This is a genomic window from Streptomyces sp. NPDC015127, assembly GCF_043080095.1.
Taxonomy (GTDB): domain Bacteria; phylum Actinomycetota; class Actinomycetes; order Streptomycetales; family Streptomycetaceae; genus Streptomyces.
Map to the genome: position 1 here is coordinate 474,915 of NZ_JBIBVE010000002.1, position 18,692 is coordinate 493,606.

The window sequence follows — 18,692 nt, forward strand, 5'->3', positions numbered from 1 at the left end:
AAGTGGAAGTAACGTCCGCGGGGCTGGCCGAGGCCGGCCCCGCGGGGCGGGCGATCCTCGCATCGCTCGCACTGCACAGGGTTTCCCTGTTCCCCCTGGAGGACAGGTTCTTCGCCCCGTACCCCGGGTCGAAGGACTTCTTCCGCCGGGCCGTGGCCGTGTGCCGGTCACTGGCTCTGGGGGAGTCGGCCGAGCAGGAACTGGCCGAGACACTCGAGGAGTACAACGAGATCGTCCAGCCGGACGGAGAACACGTGGAGGAACCGGACGGCCCCGCCGCCTGGGGCCTGGACGTGCTGGACATCGCCGGCTACGCCCTTGAGGTGTGGGACGATCCCGACGCCGGCGCCGAGACGGTCGCGGACACCCTGGACGCGATGCATTCGTTCGCCGACGCGCTGGAGGAGATGATCGCCGCTCCGGAAGGCGCCGACCCCTCGGAGGACCTGCGGGTCCGCGAGATCCGCCGCCAGGTGGAGGATCTCGCAGGGGTGCGGGACGCCACGTCGGGTGGAGCCGTCGACCGTGCCGCGGTCGAGAACCTCCACGCCGCGTCCCAGCCCCTCGCCACGGCCTACCGGGACAGGATCACCCTCCTGCCCTGACCGCCGCACGCGACGACGCTCTGCCGGAGGTGCACCGCACCTCCGGCAGAGCCGTGTCCGGCCGCTCGCCCGACGGCCGGCGATGACGCACATCTGTGCGCCGCCCTGCGTCGTTGCCCTGTTCGCAGCCGATTCGCTGATGTGATGACGTGCGAACGCGCGACGCGGTGGAGGTGGCCTTGTCCGGACAAGACGAGTGGCTGGATCGGGTACGGGCACGGCTGGAGGCGGTCGATCGGGCTCTGGAGCTCATCGGCAGCAGGCTCGACGAGAGGACCGTCTGCGCCGAGCTCACCCAGTTCCTGTGCCCGTCCCTGTGCGAAGCCGCCGCGGTCGACCTCCTGATCGAGGACGTCGTCGCGGACCGGCCGCACGAGCACGGCCCGCCGGCCCGCATCTGCGCGCGCGGTCGCGAGGACCTTCTCGACGCCGGGACCGACACCGCCGCGCAATCGGTGGCAGCGCTGGACGAGGGCCACGCCATCCGCACGGTCACGACCCTCGCGGGCGGCCGTCCCGTCACCCACCTGCACGTACCGCTCCTCGCCCACGGCCGCGCCTACGGTGTGCTCCTCGCCGCCCGGCCGGGCGAGGGCTTCACCGAGGACGAGACCGCGACAATCCACTACGCGGCCCGCCTCGCCGCCGTCCTCATCGGTCACGCCCGCGCCCACGCCTCCGTGCGCAGCACCGCGCTCAATCTCCAGCGCGCGCTGCTCGCCGAACCCGGCCAGCCGCACCCCAACCTGGAGGTCGCCACCCGCTACCTGCCGGCGGGAAACAGCACCCTCGTAGGCGGCGACTGGTTCGAGACCGTGCGGCTCCACTACGGGCGCACCCTGCTGGTCGTCGGGGACGTGATGGGCCACGGTCTCGACGCGGCCGTCGACATGAACGCCTACCGCTCCGCCCTGCGCTACGTCGCCTCCGCGGACCTGCCCCCGCACCGGGTGCTGCGCCAGCTCGACGCCACCAGCGCCGGCCGCCGCCCGGCCACCTGTCTGCTCATCCGGGTCGATCCCACGCGGCGCGTGGCCGCGATCGCCAGCGCGGGCCATCTGCCGCCCGTCCTGTTCACCGCGGACAACACCGCCGAGGTGGTGCCCGTCCCGGTCGGCCCGCCGCTCGGCACGGGCGTCGGCGGATACGAACTGATCACCCGCACGATGGTCCCGGGACAGACCCTGCTGCTGTTCACCGACGGCCTCGTCGAGCGCAGGGGAGAGGACATCGACGTCTCGCTGGCGCGTCTCGCCGGACGGTGGCTCCGGCCCGGCGCCGATGTCGAGGACCTGCTCGACACGGTCGTCGACCGGTTCGACGCGCACCACGCCGAGGACGACGTCGCGATCCTCGCCGCCCGCATCCGCCGCCGCCCCCCGGCGGCCCACGACTCCACGGCGGCACCACACCCCGACACGATGTGAGGCACCCCGGCGCGGGACCCGGAAGGGAGAGCCGCCGACCCGGCCTACGCCCTCGGCAGTCTCCTCACCGACGGGAGCACGAGCAGCACGCCCACGGCCAGCGCCCCGAGCACCACGCCGCCCAGCAGCACCTGCCGGGCGCCCAGCGCCTCGGAGGCCGGGCCGGCGAGCGCCCTGCCCGCCGCCAGCATCAGGAGCGAGCCGGCCACGTCATAGGCGTGCAGCCGGTTCAGCGACTGCTGCGGCACATGCGTCTGCACCGACGTCGACCACATCACCAGCCAGTACGCGAAGGCGGCGCCCACCACGAACTGCCCGGCGCCCAGCATGGCGACCGACACGTCGGAGGCCAGCAGGGCGAGGTTCACCGGCACCCCGAGCAGGGTCACCGCGCCGGCGGCGAGCGGGCGCACCGGACGTGAACGCAGCGCCAGCAGACCGCCGGCCGCGCTGCCCGCCCCGTTCACCGCCATCAGCAGCCCGTACGACGCCGAGCCGTGCCGGTCCGTCACCAGCGCCGCCGTGAGCGGCAGCATCGGTCCGAGGACGGTCAGCCCGTACACCGTCCAGACCGCGATCACCTGCCACAGCCAGCTGCGGGCCCTGAACTCGCGCCAGCCGTCCATCAGTTCCGCGAGCATCGACCCGCGGGGAACCTGGTCGCCCGGCACGGGAACCAGCCGCATCAGCGCCAGACAGACGGCGCTGACACCGAACGTCGCGGCGTTCGCCCCGAAGACCGCTCCCGCACCCGCCAGCCCGACGACCAGACCGGCGAACGCGGGCCCGGCCATCGTCATCAGCGCCTCACTGACCCGCAGAACGGCATTGGACCGCTGGATGTCCACCGATATTCGCGGGATCGTGCTCGCCACACCCGGCTGGAACAGGGCCGCCCCGACGCCGCTGACCGCGCTGAGCGCGTACACCGACCACAGGGGCGGGCTGCCCGCGGCGAACAGCACGGCGAGCGCCGACGCGCCGGCGAGCCGGAGCACATCCGCGATGATCATCATGCGGCGGGCCGTGAACCGGTCCGCCAGTACCCCTCCGAAGAGCACCAGGAGCGCGAACGGCCCCATCCAGGAAGCCAGCGCATACCCGACGGAGGACGCGGGACGGCCCGCGTCCAGCAGCCCCGCAGCGAGCGCCACGGGCACCATCCCGTCACCGAACACGGCGACGGAACGGGCCACGAAGAACAGCCGGAAGTTGCGGTTCCAGAGGCCGGGGCGTTCCGTGCCGGCCGCCCACCCGCGGGCCTCGGCGTTCACTGGAGAGGCGGGAACCTGCCGGCCCGCCGGAATGTTTTCCGTCACGGATGTGACATGTATCAGCCGAGAGGTCTGGACCACCAGGGGTTTTCACGGGCCGCGTCGCAGCCCTGCAGAGCGCCGCGGCAAGTGCCCACGCAGGACCGGCGCGAACTCACCGCCGCCGGAGCGGCGTTGGAGGCGGGGCGGGCTGCCAGGGCCAGGTGATCACGTGGGTATGCTGCGGGCGCGGTGCTGCGGGGCTTGACGGGGCGGGTCTCGGCTTCCTTGTTTCCTTCCTTGTTCTCTGGAGGTTGTGGTGACCACTCCTTTCTCCGACTCGTCGGACACGCCTGCGGCCGTTCCCCCCGTGGGGTGTCCGGCGCACGCGTCCGGTGGGATGGGGCGGCGACGGTTGTACGGGCCGGAGGCGGACACTCCGTACGCCCTGTACGACGCGCTCCGCCGGGAGCACGGTCCGGTCGCACCGGTGCTGCTGCCGGGTGACGTCCCGGCCTGGTTCGTGCTGGGCCACCGCGAGAACCTCGAAGTGATGCGCTCGCCCTCGCAGTTCTCCTGCGACTCGCGCATATGGAACATCCAGCTCCAGGCGGACTCCCCGCTGCTGCCGATCACGGCATGGCAGCCGCTGCTCGTCTTCGCCGACGGGGAGGAGCACGCGCGGCTGCGCTCCGCGGTCACCGACAGCCTCGCCCGCTTCAACCGGAACGGCGTACGCCGCTACGTCGTCCGCTACACCCACCAGTTGATCGACTCGTTCGCCGGCACGGGCCACGCCGACCTGGTGGCCGACTTCGCCGAGAAGCTGCCGGTGCTCGTCCTGGCGCGGCAGTTCGGCATCCGGGAGTCCGACGCGCTCGCCCTCGGCGCGGCGGTGCGCGACATGGTCAAGGGCACCGAGACGGCGCTGCAGAGCAACCAGTTCGTGGTGTCGGTCATGTCCGAGCTGGTGCAGCGCAAGAAGGAGCAGCCGGGCGAGGACTTCACCAGCTGGCTGATCGCCCACGAATCGGCCCTGACCGACGACGAGGTGATGGAGCATCTGCGTCACGCGATGGTCGCCGCGAACGAGAACACCACCAACCTCATCGCCAACACGCTCCGGATGATCCTCACCGACCGCCGCTTCCGCGCGAGCCTGTCCGGCGGTTCGATGACCCTGCCGGACGCGCTGGACCAGGTGATGTGGGACGCTCCCCCGCTCGCGGTCGGCGCGTGCCGCTGGGCGACCGGCGACACCCGGCTCGGCGACCAGACGATCAGCGCGGGCGACCTGGTGCTCCTGGGGCTCGCGGCGGGGAACGTGGACCCGGAGATCCGGCCCGACCTGTCCGCGCCGGTGCACGGCAACCGCTCGCACCTCGCGTTCAGCAGCGGGCCGCACGAGTGCCCAGGCCAGGACATCGGGCGCGCCATCGCGGACACGGGCATCGACACGCTGCTCGCGCGGCTGCCCGACCTCCGGCTGGCCGTCGGCGAGGAGGAGCTGCATGTGACGGCCTCGCTCGTCTCCAGCCGGCTCGACAACCTGCCGACCCGGTTCACCGCCCGTCGCCCGCTGCGCGACGGCGACACGGGCGCGATCCCGGTCGCGGCCGCGCCGGCGGCCTCGGCGGGCCGCCCGCTCCCGGCGGCCGCACCGGCACCCGAGCCGGTCCCCGCGGGCCCGGCCCGGTCGCCGCGCGTTTCGTGGTGGTCCCGGCTCGTCGGCCGCTAGGGTCTTTCGTTTGGATCAGGCCGGATCAGTGAGCGGGGTCTGGTGCGTGCGATCGCAAGGCGGAGGAGGGAGACAATGGCGGAGCCATGGCGACCGACGACAACGCGGCGAGCGTGCGTGCCAGGGCCCGCGAGCCCGGCGTGATCCAAACGAGAGGCCCTAGGCGTTGCGGGCGGTCCGGATGCCGCCGGGGCCGCGCCAAGCGTCCGGCGGGCGGCCCCGATGCAGCGGGCATGCGGCCCCGGAGCGGCGCCCGCTGCCGGCCGCCGCCCCGGCATCCGAACCGGTACCGGCGGGCCTCCTCGCACGTCGTGGGCCGGCGAGCCGTCCGATCATGCCCTCGGACGGTCGCGCGGCGGACCGGCGCCCGGCCGGTCGGACGGCCGCGAACGACGCCGGATGTGCTGCTTGCGGAATGGGCGCACCCGTCCCGCGCCTTCCGCCGCCGCATCTGCGCAGGTGCGGGATCCGGTCTGTGATCCCGCAGTGGCCGGTGCGCCACCGGCCCCCTCCCTGTTGGGCGGGGTGGCCAGGCGCTCCCGTCAGCTCTGCGGGACCTCTTCGGTCGGGCGCAGCCGTACGGGCAGGGTGTGGAAGCCCTGGAGCGCGATCGAGGCGAGACGGCCCGGCTCACCCGCCGCTGCCAGGCCGGGGAAGCGGCCGAAGAGCGTGCCCAGCGCGATCTCCGTCTCGAGGCGGGCCAGCCGCGCCCCCAGGCAGTAGTGCGCGCCGAACCCGAAGGCGACATGGTCGCGGCGCGTGGGCCGGGTGAAGTCGAACTCGTCCGGTCTCTCGTGCCGCACCGGGTCTCGTCCCGCGGCGAACAGGCTGGCGACGACCGGATCCCCCTGCGCGACCGGCACACCCGCGATCTCGGTGTCCCTGACCGCGTATCGCATGAGCGCGTGCGGCACGGGCGAGGAGTAGCGGAGCCCCTCGTCCGCGACTGCCGACCACGTGTCCGGGTCCTCGGACTCAAGGGCCCGCGCGAGCGCGGCCGGGTTCTCCAGGAGCGACTGCACGGTGTTGGTGATCGCGTTGATCGTCGTCTCGTGACCGGCGATGAGGATGAGGAACAGCGTCTCCACCAGTTCCTGCTCGCTCAGCCGGTCGCCGTCGTCGCGGGCCTGGATCAGAGCCGTCGTCAGATCGTCGCCGGGAGCGGTGCGCTTGGCCTCGATGAGCGCGCCCAGCGACGCGTAGATGTCCGCGACGGCGACGCGGATGTCTCCCGCACCGCTGCCGTCCTGCTGCGGAGTGACCAGGCGGTCGAAGCGGTGCCGCAGCTCGGACACCGCCGTGTCCGGTACCCCGAGGACCTCGCAGATGACCCGTACGGGCAGCGGATACGCGAACTGCTCGCGCAGGTCCACCGTCTCGCCGTCGCCCTTCGCCTCTGCCTGGTCGAGCAGTTCACCGGCGATCTCCTCGATGCGCGGCCGCAGGGCCTCGATGGGTGCGCGGGAGAACGCGGAGCTGACCAGGTGCCGCAGCCGGCGGTGGTCCGCGCCGCCCTGGTGGAGCATGGCGGCGCCGCGGACCAGGGCGATGAGCTCCCAGTCGTCCGGTATGCGGCCCTCGGCCAGGTCGGGCCAGTACGCGGGGTCCTTCGTCAGGTCCTCGTGGCCGAGCACCTGCTGCGCCGTGACCAGGTCGGTCGCGGTCCAGGCAGCGACACCACCGGGCAGTTCGACCGCGACGAGAGGGCCGAGGGCACGCAACTCCCTCGCCTGGGCGACCGGATCCGCCTGGGGATCGAGCACGAAAGGCTTGCGGCGCAGCAGTTCCACGGACACTCCTTCTTCGGGGCGACAGTCCGGGGGAAGCGTAATGAAGCCGCGGTTGCGATCACAGGGCACCAAAGGGGAAGGGAACGGGACGGACCGGCCACGAAACGGCTGGTTGGAGGTCCGGGAAGGGGGAACTCGGGGGCTTCCGGGCGGCAAGCCCAGCATGATCAGGAAGGCGGTCGGACCCATGCACCCCACGCTTGACAGCCGAGGCCCCGCGGCGGACACCGACGGCACCGGCGGCAACGCCCCCGTCGACGAGGCGCGTGCCGCGCTGGCGTCGAACGGCGTGTACTTCATGCCCCCGGAGACAGTTCTCGCGTCGCTCGGCGCCGACGGACCGCACTGGGCCGACTGGGCCGCGTTCGCCGCCCACTGGGACGACCTGGTGGAGGACCCGTACGCGGCACAGCGCGGCACCCGCCGGCTGCGGCGCTACGGCCACTTCGCGCTCGAACCCGCCACCGGCGGCATACGGCTCCTGCCGCACGAGACGTTCGTCCAGCCGGAGCACACCAACCCGCTCTACGACGCCGTCGACCGCCACTTCGAGCCGCTGACCGGCGCTTTCACCGACGACCCCGTCCTGCGGGCCGTTCTCGGCCTTCTGGGGCACCTCGCGGGGGCCCTGGACGGGACAGCGCGGTGGAGTGTCAAGGTGCACCCGTTCCGCGTGATCGCGACGGCGGGCGGTGTGGCGGAGCCGACCCCCGAGGGACGCCACCGGGACGGCGTCACCCTGGTGTCCTCGCTGCTCGTCGCGCGGGACAACGTCTCCGGCGGCGAGAGCACCGTTGTGACCCCGGAGGGACGGCAGCTGCTGTCGACGACGCTGCGCGATCCCGGAAGTCTCCTGCTCAACGACGACCGCTGCACGCTCCACGGGGTCTCCGCCGTCCGCCCGGTCGATCCCGCGCGCCCGGCGCACCGCGACGTCCTGGTCACCACCTTCACCGCCACCTGACGACGGCATGACGGCCTGACGGGATCAGCCGACGGCCCCGGCGAGGAGGCCGTCCACCACGTCCGCAAGCCGGGACCGCCGCTCCCACAGGGCACGTTGCCGCCGCGCACCGCAGCCCTGCGCGGCCAGCCGCCCGAGGAACGCCGTCACCCGGCCGAGGTCCCCGCACTCCTCCAGAACCTCCCTCACCTGGCCGACCAGACGGGCCGCCTGGTCCTCGAACGGCACCACCTCCTCGGTGGACCCGTCCACGCCCGCACCCGTCCACCCGTCCCGCGCCGCCCGCCAGTACGAGGCGCGCAGCAGCTCACCGCACGTCCGCGGACCCGGATCGCCCTGCCGGACCAGCGCCACCGAGCGCACCACGAGCGCCCGCACGAGCGCGGCGAGAGCCGCGGTGTCCGCCGGGTCGGCGGGCACGTCCATCACGCGGACCTCCAGAGTCGGCACCCGCGGATTGGGCCGCAGGTCCCAGAAGGGGTTGTTCGCGTCGAGCATCGCCTCCGACGCCTCCAGCGCCGCCGTCAGACGCTCGTAGTGCGCGAGTGACTCGGCGTACGGCGGTGCGCTCAGGGCGGGGAAGCGAAGCCGTACGACCGTGCGCCAGCTCGCGTAACCGGTGTCGCGGCCGTGGAAGTACGGCGCGTTCGCGCTCATCGCCACCAGCAGTGGCAGCCAGGGCCGCACATGGTTGCCCGCGAGGACCGCGGTCTCCCGGTCCGGAACGTGGACGTGGACATGGGCCGAGCACACGGTGAAGTCGTCGAGCATCGCGCCGAACTGCCGGATGCCCGCCCGGTAGCGCGGATGGTCGCCGACGACCCGCGCCCCGGGGCCGCCGATGACCGGAGTGCCGCTCGCACACAGCCCCAGGCCGTCGGCACGGGCGGCCCCGGCCGCCGCCGCCCGCACGGAGGCCAGCGCCCGGTGCACCTCGCCCGCGTCGTGGCACGGCGGTGTGCGCACCTCGATCTGGCTCTCGTGGAACTCGCCCGCCACCAGGTCACCGGCCGTTGCCCGGGTCTGCGCGACGAGGCGGCTTCCCGCCGGTTCCAGGGCTCTGCTGTCCGCCCGTACGACGAAGAACTCCTCCTCGACTCCGACCGTCGGCATCCGGCCGTCGCCGGACACCGGCTCGGGCATGGCCACCACCTCCGCCGCCCCGGGTACCCCGGGGAGCGGGCACGATGTCCGGGCCCGCCGGCGGCCACGGGTCACGGCGGTTCGCCGGACCGGCGCCGCAGGCGGTCCAGGCGGGTGATGACGGGCGTGGCCGCGACGCCGTGGATCACCACGGACCCCATCACGGTGCACGCCACCACCGCCCACAACTGCTCGGCGCGGCCCCCGAAGCCGTCGTGCCCGAGTGCGTACGCGAGGTAGAACAGCGAGCCGATGCCCCGGATGCCGAACAGGGACGTCACCAGCCGCTCACGCGGGCCGGCGGGGAAGCCGATCTGGGCGGCCCACCCCGTGACGGGCCGCACGACCAGGAGGAGCAGACCCGACAGGAGCGCCCCCTGCCAGGTCAGTGCCGCGAGCCCGCCGTCCGCGACGAACCCGCCCAGCAGAAACAGGAGAAACGCGGTGAGCAGCCGCTCGATCTGCTCGGTGAACTCGTGGAGGACCTTGTGGTACCCGTGACTGCGCTCGGCCGCGCGGATCGTGCAGGCGGTGACGAACACGGCGAAGAACCCGTAGCCGTGCAGCAGCTCGGCGACCCCGTACGACACGAACGTGGCACCCAGGGCGACAAAGCCCTCCATGTGCTCCGACAGGCGCAGCGCCGACGCCTTGGCGCGGAAGAACATCCGCCCGAGGAGCCGGCCGATCACCAATCCGGTGGCCAGCCCGACCGCGGCCCTGCCGAGGACGTCGGTCAGCAGCCAGCCGCCCATCCACCCGGCCGACCAGCCCGCCCCCGCCGCCGCGGACAGCGCCAGCGCGGCGAGCACGAAGGGGAACGCCAGCCCGTCGTTCAGCCCCGCCTCGCTGGTCAGGGTGAAGCGCACCTCGTCCTCGTCGTGTTCGTCGTCGGTCGGCTCCCCGACCCGTACCTCCGCGGCCAGTACGGGGTCGGTGGGCGCCAGCACCGCCGCCAACAGCAGGGCCGCGGCCGGCGGCCAGCCCAGCAGCCACGCCGCGAGCGCCGCCGTCGCCGCGACGGTGAGCGGCAGGGTGATGCCCAGCAGACGCCAAGGACCCGCCCATGCCCGCAGCCCCACCGGCCTGTTGATCGCGAGTCCCGCACCCATCAGGGACACGATCACGCACACTTCTGTCACGTGCTCGACCCACAGCCGGTCGCGCACCGGGTCCACGGTCGGCAACGGGACGGGGAGCAGTGCGGCGAGCACCCCGGCGGCCAGGAACACCATGGGCATCGACAGGGGTCGCCGGAACACGATCCGCGGCACGACGGCGGCGGCCAGCGCGCCGATTCCCAAGGCGGCGTAGACGGCGTCCGAGAGCATCATCCCGGCCATCCTCACCCACCGATGTCGGCCCGGCAGGTCAGCCGCGTACCCCGAACGCGCCCCCGTATGCGTACGAACGCGCCCCCGTACAACTACGGCGGGCGGCGGCGCGCTGCGTGCATGGAGGCCGGGCCTCCGGGTAACCGGGCAGAGCGGGCGGCGGGCACGTCGTTGCAGGAGAATCGTCGTGCTGCCGGCTCATCCCGCGGCTGCGCAACCCGCCGGTCGGGGCAGGACAGGGCCCCTGAGCGGCGGGAGGACTGCCGACTCGGAAGGGACGGACACTGTGGCACGACCGACGATTCTCGTGGTGGGCGCCGGATTCGCAGGAGTGGAGTGCGTACGCCGGCTGGAACGCGAACTGTCCGCCGCGGAGGCGGAGATCCTGCTGGTCACCCCCTTCTCGTACCAGCTCTACCTGCCGCTGCTGCCCCAGGTGGCGGCGGGCGTGCTCACCCCCCAGTCGGTCGCCCTCTCCCTGCGGCGCAGCCGCAGGCACCGGACCCGGATCATCCCCGGCGGAGCGATCGGCGTGGACACCGCGGCGAAGGTGTGCGTCCTGCGCAAGATCACGGGCGAAACGGTGGCGCAGCGGTACGACCGCCTCGTCCTGGCACCCGGCAGCATCACCCGTACCTTCGACATCCCCGGCCTCCTCGAGCACGCGCGCGGCATGAAGACCCTCGCCGAAGCGGCCTACATCCGCGACCACGTCATCGCCCAGCTGGACCTGGCGGACGCCAGCCAGGACGAGGCGGAACGCACGTCCCGGCTCCAGTTCGTGGTGGTCGGCGGCGGATACGCCGGTACGGAGACCGCCGCCTGCCTGCAGCGCCTCACCCACCACGCCGTGAAGCGCTACCCCCGTCTCGACCCCCGGCAGATCAGGTGGCACCTCGTCGACATCGCGCCCAAACTGATGCCCGAACTCGGCGACCGGCTCGGCCTCGTCGCCCTGGACATCCTGCGCAGGCGAGGGATCGAGGTGTCGCTCGGCGTGTCGGTCGCCGAGGCCGGACCCGAGAAGGTGACCCTCACCGACGGCCGAGTCCTGCCGAGCCGCACCCTCATCTGGACGGCCGGCGTCGCGGCGAGCCCCCTCGTGGGCACACTCGACGCGGAGACGGTCCGCGGCCGTCTGGTCGTGACCCCAGAGATGACCGTCCCCGGCGCCGACGGCGTCTTCGCCCTCGGTGACGCCGCGGCGGTGCCGGACCTGGCCAAGGGCGACGGAGCGGTCTGCCCGCCCACCGCACAGCACGCCCTGCGGCAGGGACGCAAGGCCGCGGGCAATGTCATCGCCTCGCTGCGCGGGCAGGAGCTCAAGCCGTACGCGCACAAGGACCTGGGGCTGGTGGTGGACCTCGGCGGCAAGGACGCCGTCTCCAAGCCGCTCGGCGTCGAACTCCGCGGCCTGCCCGCGCAGGCCGTGGCCCGCGGCTACCACTGGTCGGCGCTGCGGACCAACGTCGCCAAGATCCGCGTCATGACCAACTGGATGCTCAACGCCGTCGCCGGGGACGACTTCGTGCGCACCGGATTCCAGGCGCAGAAGTCCGGCACGCTGCGGGACTTCGAGTACACCGACGCCTACCTGACGCCGGAGCAGATCCGCGAGCACACGGCCTCCTTGCGCGCCCGTACCTGACGGTCCCGCTCCCGACGACCGCGCTCCCGACCGCCGCGCGGGGGCCCGGCGGCGCCGGGCCCCCGCGCCGGTCCCGTTCGGGGCCGGTCCTATTCTGCTGGTCATGATCTTCGAGTCCGACGCTCCCGCCGACGGCCTGCATCTGCGTCCCCTCGCCGTCGCCGACGCCGAGAACCTCCTGGACGCCCATGTGCGCAACCGCGCGCACCTGCGTCCGTGGGAGCCGGAGCGCGGCGACAGTTTCTTCACCCTGGACGGCCAGACCGAGCGCCTGCGCGACCAGGTCGCGGAGCAGGAGGCCGGCAGGCTGCGGGGCTGGCTGATCGGGGACGGGCAGTGCGTCGTCGGACGGGTGACCCTGACCACCATCGTCGGGGGACCGTTCCGCAGCGCGAGCCTCGGCTACTGGGTCGACGCGCGGTACACGGGCCGGGGTCTGGCCACCGCGGCCGTCGAACTCGCCTGCCGCGCCGCCGACGAGGACCTCGGGCTGCACCGCGTCGAGGCGGGCACGGTGCTGGAGAACACCGGGTCGCAGCGTGTCCTGGAGAAGTGCGGCTTCACCGTCATCGGAGTCGCCGCCGCGTACCTCCACATCAACGGCGCCTGGCGTGACCACCGGCTGTTCCAGCGCATCCTGAACCAGCGCGACCCCCACTGAGCGCCGCCTGCGCCGCGGGTCTGCGGACGGAGCCGGCCGCGCGGTCGGCCGTGTCCTCCGGCGCCCCTCGGCAGTTGAACAGGGCATGAAGAAGCGCAGCATTCTTGCCGTCATGTCTCTGGCCACCGGTGCCGTGATCGCCGCCGTCAGCCCGCCGCCCGCGGCGCAGGCGGACGCCCTGGACGGGGCGCTGATGGCCCCGGACGTCCTCAGCAGCGTCGACGCACTCCTCACGGACGCCGACGGCGACGTACAGGCAGCCCAGGACGGCACGGCCGACCAGGTCTGAGACCACTCCTTCACACGTCCTTCGCACGCCGGACGCCCGTCTCCGCAAGGAGGCGGGCGTCGCTCGTTCCCCGGACCGGGCTGCGCGGTCAGCGCTCCGCCGACCCGTCCTCCGCGGCTGCGTCGGCCGCCACTCGCTTGAGGGTGCGGCCCGTGCGGGCGGACCTGGCCCGGCGCGGTTCCGTCGCATGGTGCGAGGACGCGTACCGGTCGTTCTTCTTCACCAGCAGCCAGGTCTCGCGCTGCCCTTCCCCGCCCGGCCGGGTCCGCGTCAGCGCGTAACCGCCGCGGAGCTTGCCGCCGTGCATGCAGAACGAGGCGTGACCGTCCCGCAGGGCGTCCGTGAACGGGATCTCGCGCCCACGGCGGTCGGTGGCGATGCTGTGGTACGTGCCCTCGTCCCAGATGATGACGGTGCCGCCGCCGTACTCACCCTCGGCGATCACGCCCTCGAAGTCCGCGTAGTCGAGCGGATGGTCCTCGGTCGGCATTGCCAGGCGCTTGTCGTGCGGATCGGCGGACGGTCCCTTCGGCACGGCCCAGCTCCTGAGGACCCCGTCCACCTCGAGCCGGAAGTCGAAGTGCACAGCGGTGGCGTCGTGGATCTGCACGACGAACGTGGGCTCGGCCCGTCCGCGGTGCCCGGTGCTTCCCCTGGGCTCGGCGGTTCTGCGGAAGTCGCGTTTGCGGTGGTACTCCGCCAAGGCGTCGGTCGAGGGCATGGGAACCTCCTTCGCGGCCGGACACGGCTCCGGCCCCCGGGTTCCCCGGCAGCCGGGCCCATAAGCGCGCGGCGGGGACCCGCCGCCGCGCACCTGGGCGCCGGACCTGCAGCCGCGCACCAGACTGCGGCACCGCTCGGCGAGAACGGCGCGAAGGCCGGAAGTCGCCGTAACGGGCCCCCGACCAGGGACGTTGAGGTCTCGGACAGTCCCCGACGTGGAGGTGTGCCGTGCCCGTGCCCCCTGACGGCGCCGCCCCGGCCGCCGACCCCGAGCTGGTGGCCTACCTGGCCGGGCACCCCGCCCCGGCCGCGTGCGCCGACGCCCTGATCCGCGACGGCCTGGGTCGTGTCCTGCTCGTCGACCCCACGTACAAGGACGGCTGGGACCTGCCCGGAGGCATGCTCGAGGACGAGGAGCCCGCCCGCGGACTCGTCCGGGAGGTCCGCGAGGAACTGGGCGTGGCCGTCGAGGCCGGCCGGCTGCTCGCCGTCGACACCGTGCCGCCCGGTGTGTACGGCCGCACCGTCGTCGCCTTCCTCTATGCCGCCGTCAGCGGCCGCGCCCCCCTCGACATCGCCGACCTGGTCCTCCAGGGCAGCGAGATCCGCGAGGCACGCTTCGTCACCGAGGACGAGGCCCTCGCGTTGCTTCCGGCGGAGCTGGGCCGGCGCCTGGCCGCGGCGTGCGCGGCCGAACGCGGCACGGGCACCGCGGTCCTGCGCCACGGGCACCCCGTCGCCACCGGCGCCTGTTCCGACGAGGCCGCGCGTGCCGAGCGGGTGCGCCGCGCGGCGGACCGGGCGCGCGCCGCGATGGTCGAACGGCTGGAGGCCCAGGGCGCCCTCACCGACGACGGTCTGCGCCGGGCGCTCCTGGGGGTCCGGCGCGAGGTCCTGCTGCCGCGCTGCTACGTCCCCCGCACCACCGGGCCCGGTATGCCGAAGGCATGGCAGCTGCTCGACGGCGCCGACCCGCGCGACGAGGACGAGTGGCTGGCGGCCGTCCACGACGGTGACTCCGTCATGGTCCAGCACGGCGGCGAGGCGCCGGACGCCGTCGAACGGGGCCGGGTCGTCGTCGGCCGCGGGTTCACCGCCATGAGTACGGGCATGACCGTCTCCGTGCAGGTCCTCCAGGAACTGCGCCCGGGTCCGGGGGACCGGGTGCTGGAGGCGGGCACGGGGCCCGGGCTCACGGCCGCCGTCCTGTGCGAGCTGGTGGGCGAGGCGCACGTGACCACGGTCGAGGCGGACCCGCACATCGCGGAAGCGGCCCGCGACCGCCTGGCCCGGCTCGGTCGCCGGCCCACGCTGCTGTGCGGGGACGGCACGGCCGGGGTGCGGGGCGCCGCGTTCGACCGGATCACGCTCTCCTTCGCGGTGCGCTGCCTGCCGCCGGCCCTTCTCGAACAGCTCGCGCCGGGCGGGGTGCTGGTGGCACCCGTGACCACGGGGCGTGCGGGCCGGGCGGCGCGTGCCCTCGTCCGCCGGACCCCCGAGGGGCTGGACGCGGTGCTGCGGCCGGTGCACTCGGGGCACCGGCCCGGCCGCGGTCTGGACCTCGTCCTCCCTCCGGGGTCCATGCCGGAACCGGCCACCCGCACCCTGCACCGGGCGGGCGTGCTGCCGGGCCCGTCGCAGGGCGGGTTCTGGCTCGCCGTCGGCCATGTCGTCCCGGGCGTCGTCACGGACCGGTCGGCCGACGGACTCGTGCTGCACGCTCCCGAGGACGCGTCGGCCATCGACATCCGCATGGGTCCGACGGGCACGACGGTCGACCACTCGGGTCCGCGGGACCTGTGGGCGGAGATCCGGGGACTGCACGGGCGATGGGTGCGCGCGGGCCGCCCCGAGGAGTACCGGATCGACCTGACCGTGCCGGGACGGCAGCGGGTGACCGGCGGAAGCGGCCACCCGCTGGTATGGGAGCTGCCGGACCGGCCGCTCGGCGAGCCCGCCACCGAGGCGGCCACGGATGCGGACCCCGGCGCGCCGGTGCCGCGGTGACACCCGTCCCGAGCGGCCGGACGCGCCCTACCTCTGGAGGAACCGCGCATCCGGTGTCAGGCTCCCGAGGTCCGACCGGGCCGCGACGGCTTCCGGTGCGACGTAGCGCTCCAGCGTTCCCGCGGCCGTCCCGGCGGCTCTTGCGGTGACCGGCGCCCGGTCGCCCGCCTCGGCGGCGAGGAGGCTAGGGGGTGTCTCGCCGATCTTGCCGGGCTCGCGAGGCCTGGCACCGCGCCTCTCCCCCGTAGCCCTTCGGGCACGGGAGGTGCCCCCAGCGTTGTCGTCGGTCGCCGACGCTCCGCGTCGCCTCCCTCCTCCGCCTTGCGATCCACGGCACCAGACCCTCCCCCTACGCCCTGCGGGCGTGGGGGGACCCCCACTCCCTCATCCGGCCTGATCGACAAGACACCCCCTAGGGCCACGGCCGCTACCGCGGTGGCCGGGCGCGGTGTGAGTTCTGCATGCCGTGCTCAACGACGCGGACCGGAGGAAGTCAGCGGCACCCCCGCGCACGCCCGGCACCCCCGTGCACGCCCGGCTCAGCCGCGCGTGCGCGCGGTGAACAGCAGGTACTCCCAGTCCATGGCCGCCGGCGCGGTTTCGTCCGTGTCGCCGGCCTGGCGCGCCAGGGCAGCGAGTTCCCGGTCGAGCGCGGCGACGCGATCGGGGTCCTCGGCGATGTTCCGGTACGTGGCGATGGTGGGTCCGTAGTTCGCCTTGAAATAGTCGCGGAACGCCTCCGGCGACTCGAACCGGTCCACCCGTACCGTCTGCCGCACGACCTCCACATCGGTGACCCGGTCGGCGAACAGCGCCTGGAGGTGTTGTTCCTGGCCCCACAGCGGCGGCGGCTGGGCGCCGGGCGGAGGAGGCGGCGCGTACGGCTTCATCGTGGCGAACATGCGTCCGATGAAGCCCTCGGGCGTCCAGTTGATCAGGCCGATCGTGCCGCCGGGACGGCAGACCCGCAGCAGCTCGTCCGCGGTCGCCTGGTGATGCGGGGCGAACATGACCCCGACGCAGGACATCACGGTGTCGAACTCGTCGTCCCCGAACGGCAGCGCCTCGGCGTCCGCCTCGCGCCACTCCAGCTCGATACCCTGTTTCTCCGCCGCCTGCCGGCCGGCCTCCAGCAGCTCCGGCGTGAGGTCGGAGGCCACGACATGGGCTCCGGCGAGCGCCGCGGGGATCGCGGCGTTGCCCGTACCGGCCGCGACGTCGAGCACGCGCTGCCCGCTGCCGATCCCGCAGGCCCGTACGAGTACCGGCCCCAGCTCGGGGATCAACTCGTTCGCTATGGCCGGGTAGTCACCCAGTGCCCACATCTTTCGGTGCTTGGTCTTCAGGGCACGGTCGGCTTCGGCCGCGCTGTTCGCGTCACTCATGACGGATCTCCTCGCAAGCCTTCTGCGCGTCCGCGCGGGACGGCTTCTGCGCGTCTGCGCGGGACGGCCGGGTCCGGCGCAGGGCCCGCCTCCGGCGGATCGTGTCCGGGCGAGACGCGCCCCGGTCCGCCGGACAGGCCCAGGTCACCTCTTCCCCATCATCCGCCGTTGCCCCGCACCGCGCCGCCCGGCCGCGTCCCGCGGCCGACGCTCAGCCGGACACCGCCTCGCGGGTCATGGGCGGCTTGCCCGGCGTCCGAGCCACGGGGCCGAAGAGCACGGCGCGGGCCACATTCGGCGCGAACACCCTGGTCAGCGGGGAGGTGAGCGTCAGGACGGAGCGGAAGGCGGGCCCCACGACGGGGTCGCCCGGATACCGCTGCAGGACACGGCTCAGATACCAGTCCGCGGCCCGGTCCGCGGCCCGGACGGTCACGGCGTTCCCCTCCGCGCCCGGCATCTTCTTGTCCGCGCCCGCCGAGATGTCCCACGCCTGCCGCGACGCCTCGAACAGCGCCCGCTGCACCCGCGCGGTCGTCGGTGTCCGCCGTGGATCGGCGAGCGCGTCGCGCAGCGCCACCGCGCTCATCGCCGCGACCGCCATGCCCTGCCCGTAGATCGGGTTGAACGTGCACAGCGCGTCACCCGTCGCGAGGAAGCCGGCGGGGCGCCGGCCCGGCCGGTCGTAGCGGCGGCGCAGGTTGGACGTCTGGCGGAAGCCGAAGGGCGGCGTGTCCGGCTCGGCCTCCCGCAGCCAGTCGTGGATGAAGGGATGCGGGAAGCGGGCGGCGTAGGCGGTGAACCCCTCCTCGTCCGTGGGCGGTTCGTCGCCCCGCAGCCCCGAGAGGATGACCAGATAGCGCCCGTCCTCCAGGGGCAGGACCCCACCGCCGTACACCTGCTCGGGGCCGGGGAAGACGTAGTAGCCGAGGGCATCGGAGCCGAGGTGGTCGCCCTTGTTGTGGTAGATGCGGGAGGCGTACGCGAGTCCCGTGTCGATGGTCTCCTCCTCGGGTGGCTCGGCGCCGATCGCCGACAGCCACTGCCGGGCACGTGAACCGCGCCCCGAGGCGTCCACGACCAGGTCCGCCTCCAGCGTCCGCGGCTCCTGTCCGCCGTTGCCCGCCTCCTCGCCGCGCTCGCGCAGCAGCACGCCGCGCACGCGTGAGGCGTCACCGAGCAGCCCGACGGCCTCCGTCGACGTGACCGAGGTGATCACCGGGTTGGCCAGCACCCGCCCGCGGACCAGGTGCTCGATCTGCGCACGCGAGCCGGTGTAGATGTGCGAGGTCGCCTCCGTGCGGCGGAACCAGCGGCCGCTCTGCCACTGCACCATGTCCGAGGGCATCCCGATCCGGGGCGCGCCCGCAGCCCTCAACTCGGCCATGAACCCGGGCAGCAGCGCGTCGAGCGCGAGCTGCCCGCCGTCGAGGAGCACATGGGCGTGACGCCCCTGCGGAACGCCCGGGCGGGTCTCCGGTCCGGAGGGGAAGCGGTCGCGTTCGACGATCGTCACCCTGTCGGCGTGCTCGGCGAGGACGTGCGCCGCGAGCAGTCCCGCGAGGCTGCCCCCGACGACGACGGCGTGCCGCCCGGCCGCGCCGCGTCGCCAACTGCCCTGCTCCTGCGTGGTGTCCACCATGTAGCTGCCCCTCGTGGTCGGCGAGCCGGTCTTGTCCGACCAGTATTCCGGCCCCACGGTCCCGAAGATCACCGCGACGGCTG

General features: G+C 73.6%; 15 protein-coding genes. 8 read left to right on the plus strand and 7 right to left on the minus strand.

The genetic code is table 11. The features are described from left to right. The first annotated feature begins 2 nt into the window (after positions 1–2). The gene (locus ACF08N_RS05400) at positions 3–605 is read left to right on the plus strand and encodes a hypothetical protein (RefSeq protein WP_392323262.1); all 603 of its coding nucleotides are present in this window, start codon (positions 3–5) and stop codon (positions 603–605) included. 179 nt (positions 606–784) lie between these two features. After that, complete coding sequence (locus ACF08N_RS05405) at positions 785–2,032, plus strand: PP2C family protein-serine/threonine phosphatase (protein WP_392323263.1); 1,248 nt, start codon at positions 785–787, stop codon at positions 2,030–2,032. Between the two features lie 44 nt (positions 2,033–2,076). On the opposite strand, the gene ACF08N_RS05410 is transcribed toward ACF08N_RS05405, so the two are convergent. Beyond that, positions 2,077–3,306: an MFS transporter gene (locus ACF08N_RS05410; RefSeq protein ID WP_392323430.1), complete on the minus strand. Its 1,230-nt coding sequence runs from the start codon at positions 3,304–3,306 to the stop codon at positions 2,077–2,079. 298 nt (positions 3,307–3,604) lie between these two features. Here ACF08N_RS05410 and ACF08N_RS05415 point away from each other — a divergent pair, with 298 nt between their 5' ends. Further along, the gene (locus tag ACF08N_RS05415) at positions 3,605–5,023 is read left to right on the plus strand and encodes a cytochrome P450 (protein ID WP_392323264.1); all 1,419 of its coding nucleotides are present in this window, start codon (positions 3,605–3,607) and stop codon (positions 5,021–5,023) included. Between the two features lie 542 nt (positions 5,024–5,565). Here ACF08N_RS05415 and ACF08N_RS05420 read toward each other — a convergent pair. Continuing rightward, positions 5,566–6,813: a cytochrome P450 gene (locus ACF08N_RS05420; RefSeq protein WP_392323265.1), complete on the minus strand. Its 1,248-nt coding sequence runs from the start codon at positions 6,811–6,813 to the stop codon at positions 5,566–5,568. Positions 6,814–7,000: 187 nt separating this feature from the next. On the opposite strand from ACF08N_RS05420, the gene ACF08N_RS05425 reads away from it, so the two are divergent. Continuing rightward, positions 7,001–7,777, plus strand: a complete 777-nt coding sequence (locus ACF08N_RS05425) for a 2OG-Fe dioxygenase family protein (RefSeq protein ID WP_392323266.1) — start codon at positions 7,001–7,003, stop codon at positions 7,775–7,777. A gap of 24 nt (positions 7,778–7,801) precedes the next feature. Here the strand turns inward: ACF08N_RS05425 and ACF08N_RS05430 are convergent, their stop codons facing one another. After that, entirely contained in the window at positions 7,802–8,920 is a 1,119-nt protein-coding gene (locus tag ACF08N_RS05430; RefSeq protein ID WP_392323267.1) for a glutamate--cysteine ligase, read from the minus strand. A 71-nt stretch (positions 8,921–8,991) separates the two neighbouring features. Beyond that, positions 8,992–10,254 carry a cation:proton antiporter gene (locus tag ACF08N_RS05435; RefSeq protein WP_392323268.1) on the minus strand — a complete coding sequence of 421 codons (1,263 nt, stop codon included), beginning with the start codon at positions 10,252–10,254 and terminating at the stop codon, positions 8,992–8,994. Between the two features lie 286 nt (positions 10,255–10,540). Here ACF08N_RS05435 and ACF08N_RS05440 point away from each other — a divergent pair, with 286 nt between their 5' ends. The 3 genes from ACF08N_RS05440 (at position 10,541) to ACF08N_RS05450 (ending at position 12,852) form a co-directional block, all read left to right on the plus strand. Continuing rightward, the gene (locus ACF08N_RS05440) at positions 10,541–11,902 is read left to right on the plus strand and encodes an NAD(P)/FAD-dependent oxidoreductase (RefSeq protein WP_392323269.1); all 1,362 of its coding nucleotides are present in this window, start codon (positions 10,541–10,543) and stop codon (positions 11,900–11,902) included. A 103-nt stretch (positions 11,903–12,005) separates the two neighbouring features. After that, positions 12,006–12,563 (plus strand): GNAT family N-acetyltransferase, encoded by a 558-nt coding sequence (locus tag ACF08N_RS05445; protein WP_392323270.1) that lies wholly within the window; start codon positions 12,006–12,008, stop codon positions 12,561–12,563. A gap of 112 nt (positions 12,564–12,675) precedes the next feature. After that, entirely contained in the window at positions 12,676–12,852 is a 177-nt protein-coding gene (locus tag ACF08N_RS05450) for a hypothetical protein (protein WP_392323271.1), read from the plus strand. Positions 12,853–12,940: 88 nt separating this feature from the next. Here the strand turns inward: ACF08N_RS05450 and ACF08N_RS05455 are convergent, their stop codons facing one another. Further along, a complete protein-coding gene (locus tag ACF08N_RS05455; protein ID WP_392323272.1) occupies positions 12,941–13,573 on the minus strand; it encodes a DNA polymerase ligase N-terminal domain-containing protein in 633 nt (210 codons plus the stop codon). A gap of 230 nt (positions 13,574–13,803) precedes the next feature. Here ACF08N_RS05455 and ACF08N_RS05460 point away from each other — a divergent pair, with 230 nt between their 5' ends. Continuing rightward, positions 13,804–15,582: an NUDIX domain-containing protein gene (locus ACF08N_RS05460; protein ID WP_392323273.1), complete on the plus strand. Its 1,779-nt coding sequence runs from the start codon at positions 13,804–13,806 to the stop codon at positions 15,580–15,582. 539 nt (positions 15,583–16,121) lie between these two features. Here ACF08N_RS05460 and ACF08N_RS05465 read toward each other — a convergent pair. Together ACF08N_RS05465 and ACF08N_RS05470 are read right to left on the minus strand one after the other, a co-directional pair. Next, positions 16,122–16,967: a class I SAM-dependent methyltransferase gene (locus ACF08N_RS05465; protein WP_392323274.1), complete on the minus strand. Its 846-nt coding sequence runs from the start codon at positions 16,965–16,967 to the stop codon at positions 16,122–16,124. Between the two features lie 211 nt (positions 16,968–17,178). Beyond that, entirely contained in the window at positions 17,179–18,609 is a 1,431-nt protein-coding gene (locus ACF08N_RS05470; RefSeq protein WP_392323431.1) for an FAD-dependent oxidoreductase, read from the minus strand. Positions 18,610–18,692 lie beyond the last annotated feature (83 nt).

Excerpts from the sequence above, each read along its gene's own strand:
- ACF08N_RS05470 (WP_392323431.1), bottom strand. The coding sequence starts at position 18,609 with ATGGTGGACACCACGCAGGAGCAGGGCAGTTGGCGACGCGGCGCGGCC.
- ACF08N_RS05465 (WP_392323274.1), bottom strand. The coding sequence starts at position 16,967 with ATGAGTGACGCGAACAGCGCGGCCGAAGCCGACCGTGCCCTGAAGACC.
- ACF08N_RS05450 (WP_392323271.1), top strand. The coding sequence starts at position 12,676 with ATGTCTCTGGCCACCGGTGCCGTGATCGCCGCCGTCAGCCCGCCGCCC.
- ACF08N_RS05455 (WP_392323272.1), bottom strand. The coding sequence starts at position 13,573 with ATGCCCTCGACCGACGCCTTGGCGGAGTACCACCGCAAACGCGACTTC.
- ACF08N_RS05435 (WP_392323268.1), bottom strand. The coding sequence starts at position 10,254 with ATGATGCTCTCGGACGCCGTCTACGCCGCCTTGGGAATCGGCGCGCTG.
- ACF08N_RS05445 (WP_392323270.1), top strand. The coding sequence starts at position 12,006 with ATGATCTTCGAGTCCGACGCTCCCGCCGACGGCCTGCATCTGCGTCCC.
- ACF08N_RS05430 (WP_392323267.1), bottom strand. The coding sequence starts at position 8,920 with ATGCCCGAGCCGGTGTCCGGCGACGGCCGGATGCCGACGGTCGGAGTC.
- ACF08N_RS05425 (WP_392323266.1), top strand. The coding sequence starts at position 7,001 with ATGCACCCCACGCTTGACAGCCGAGGCCCCGCGGCGGACACCGACGGC.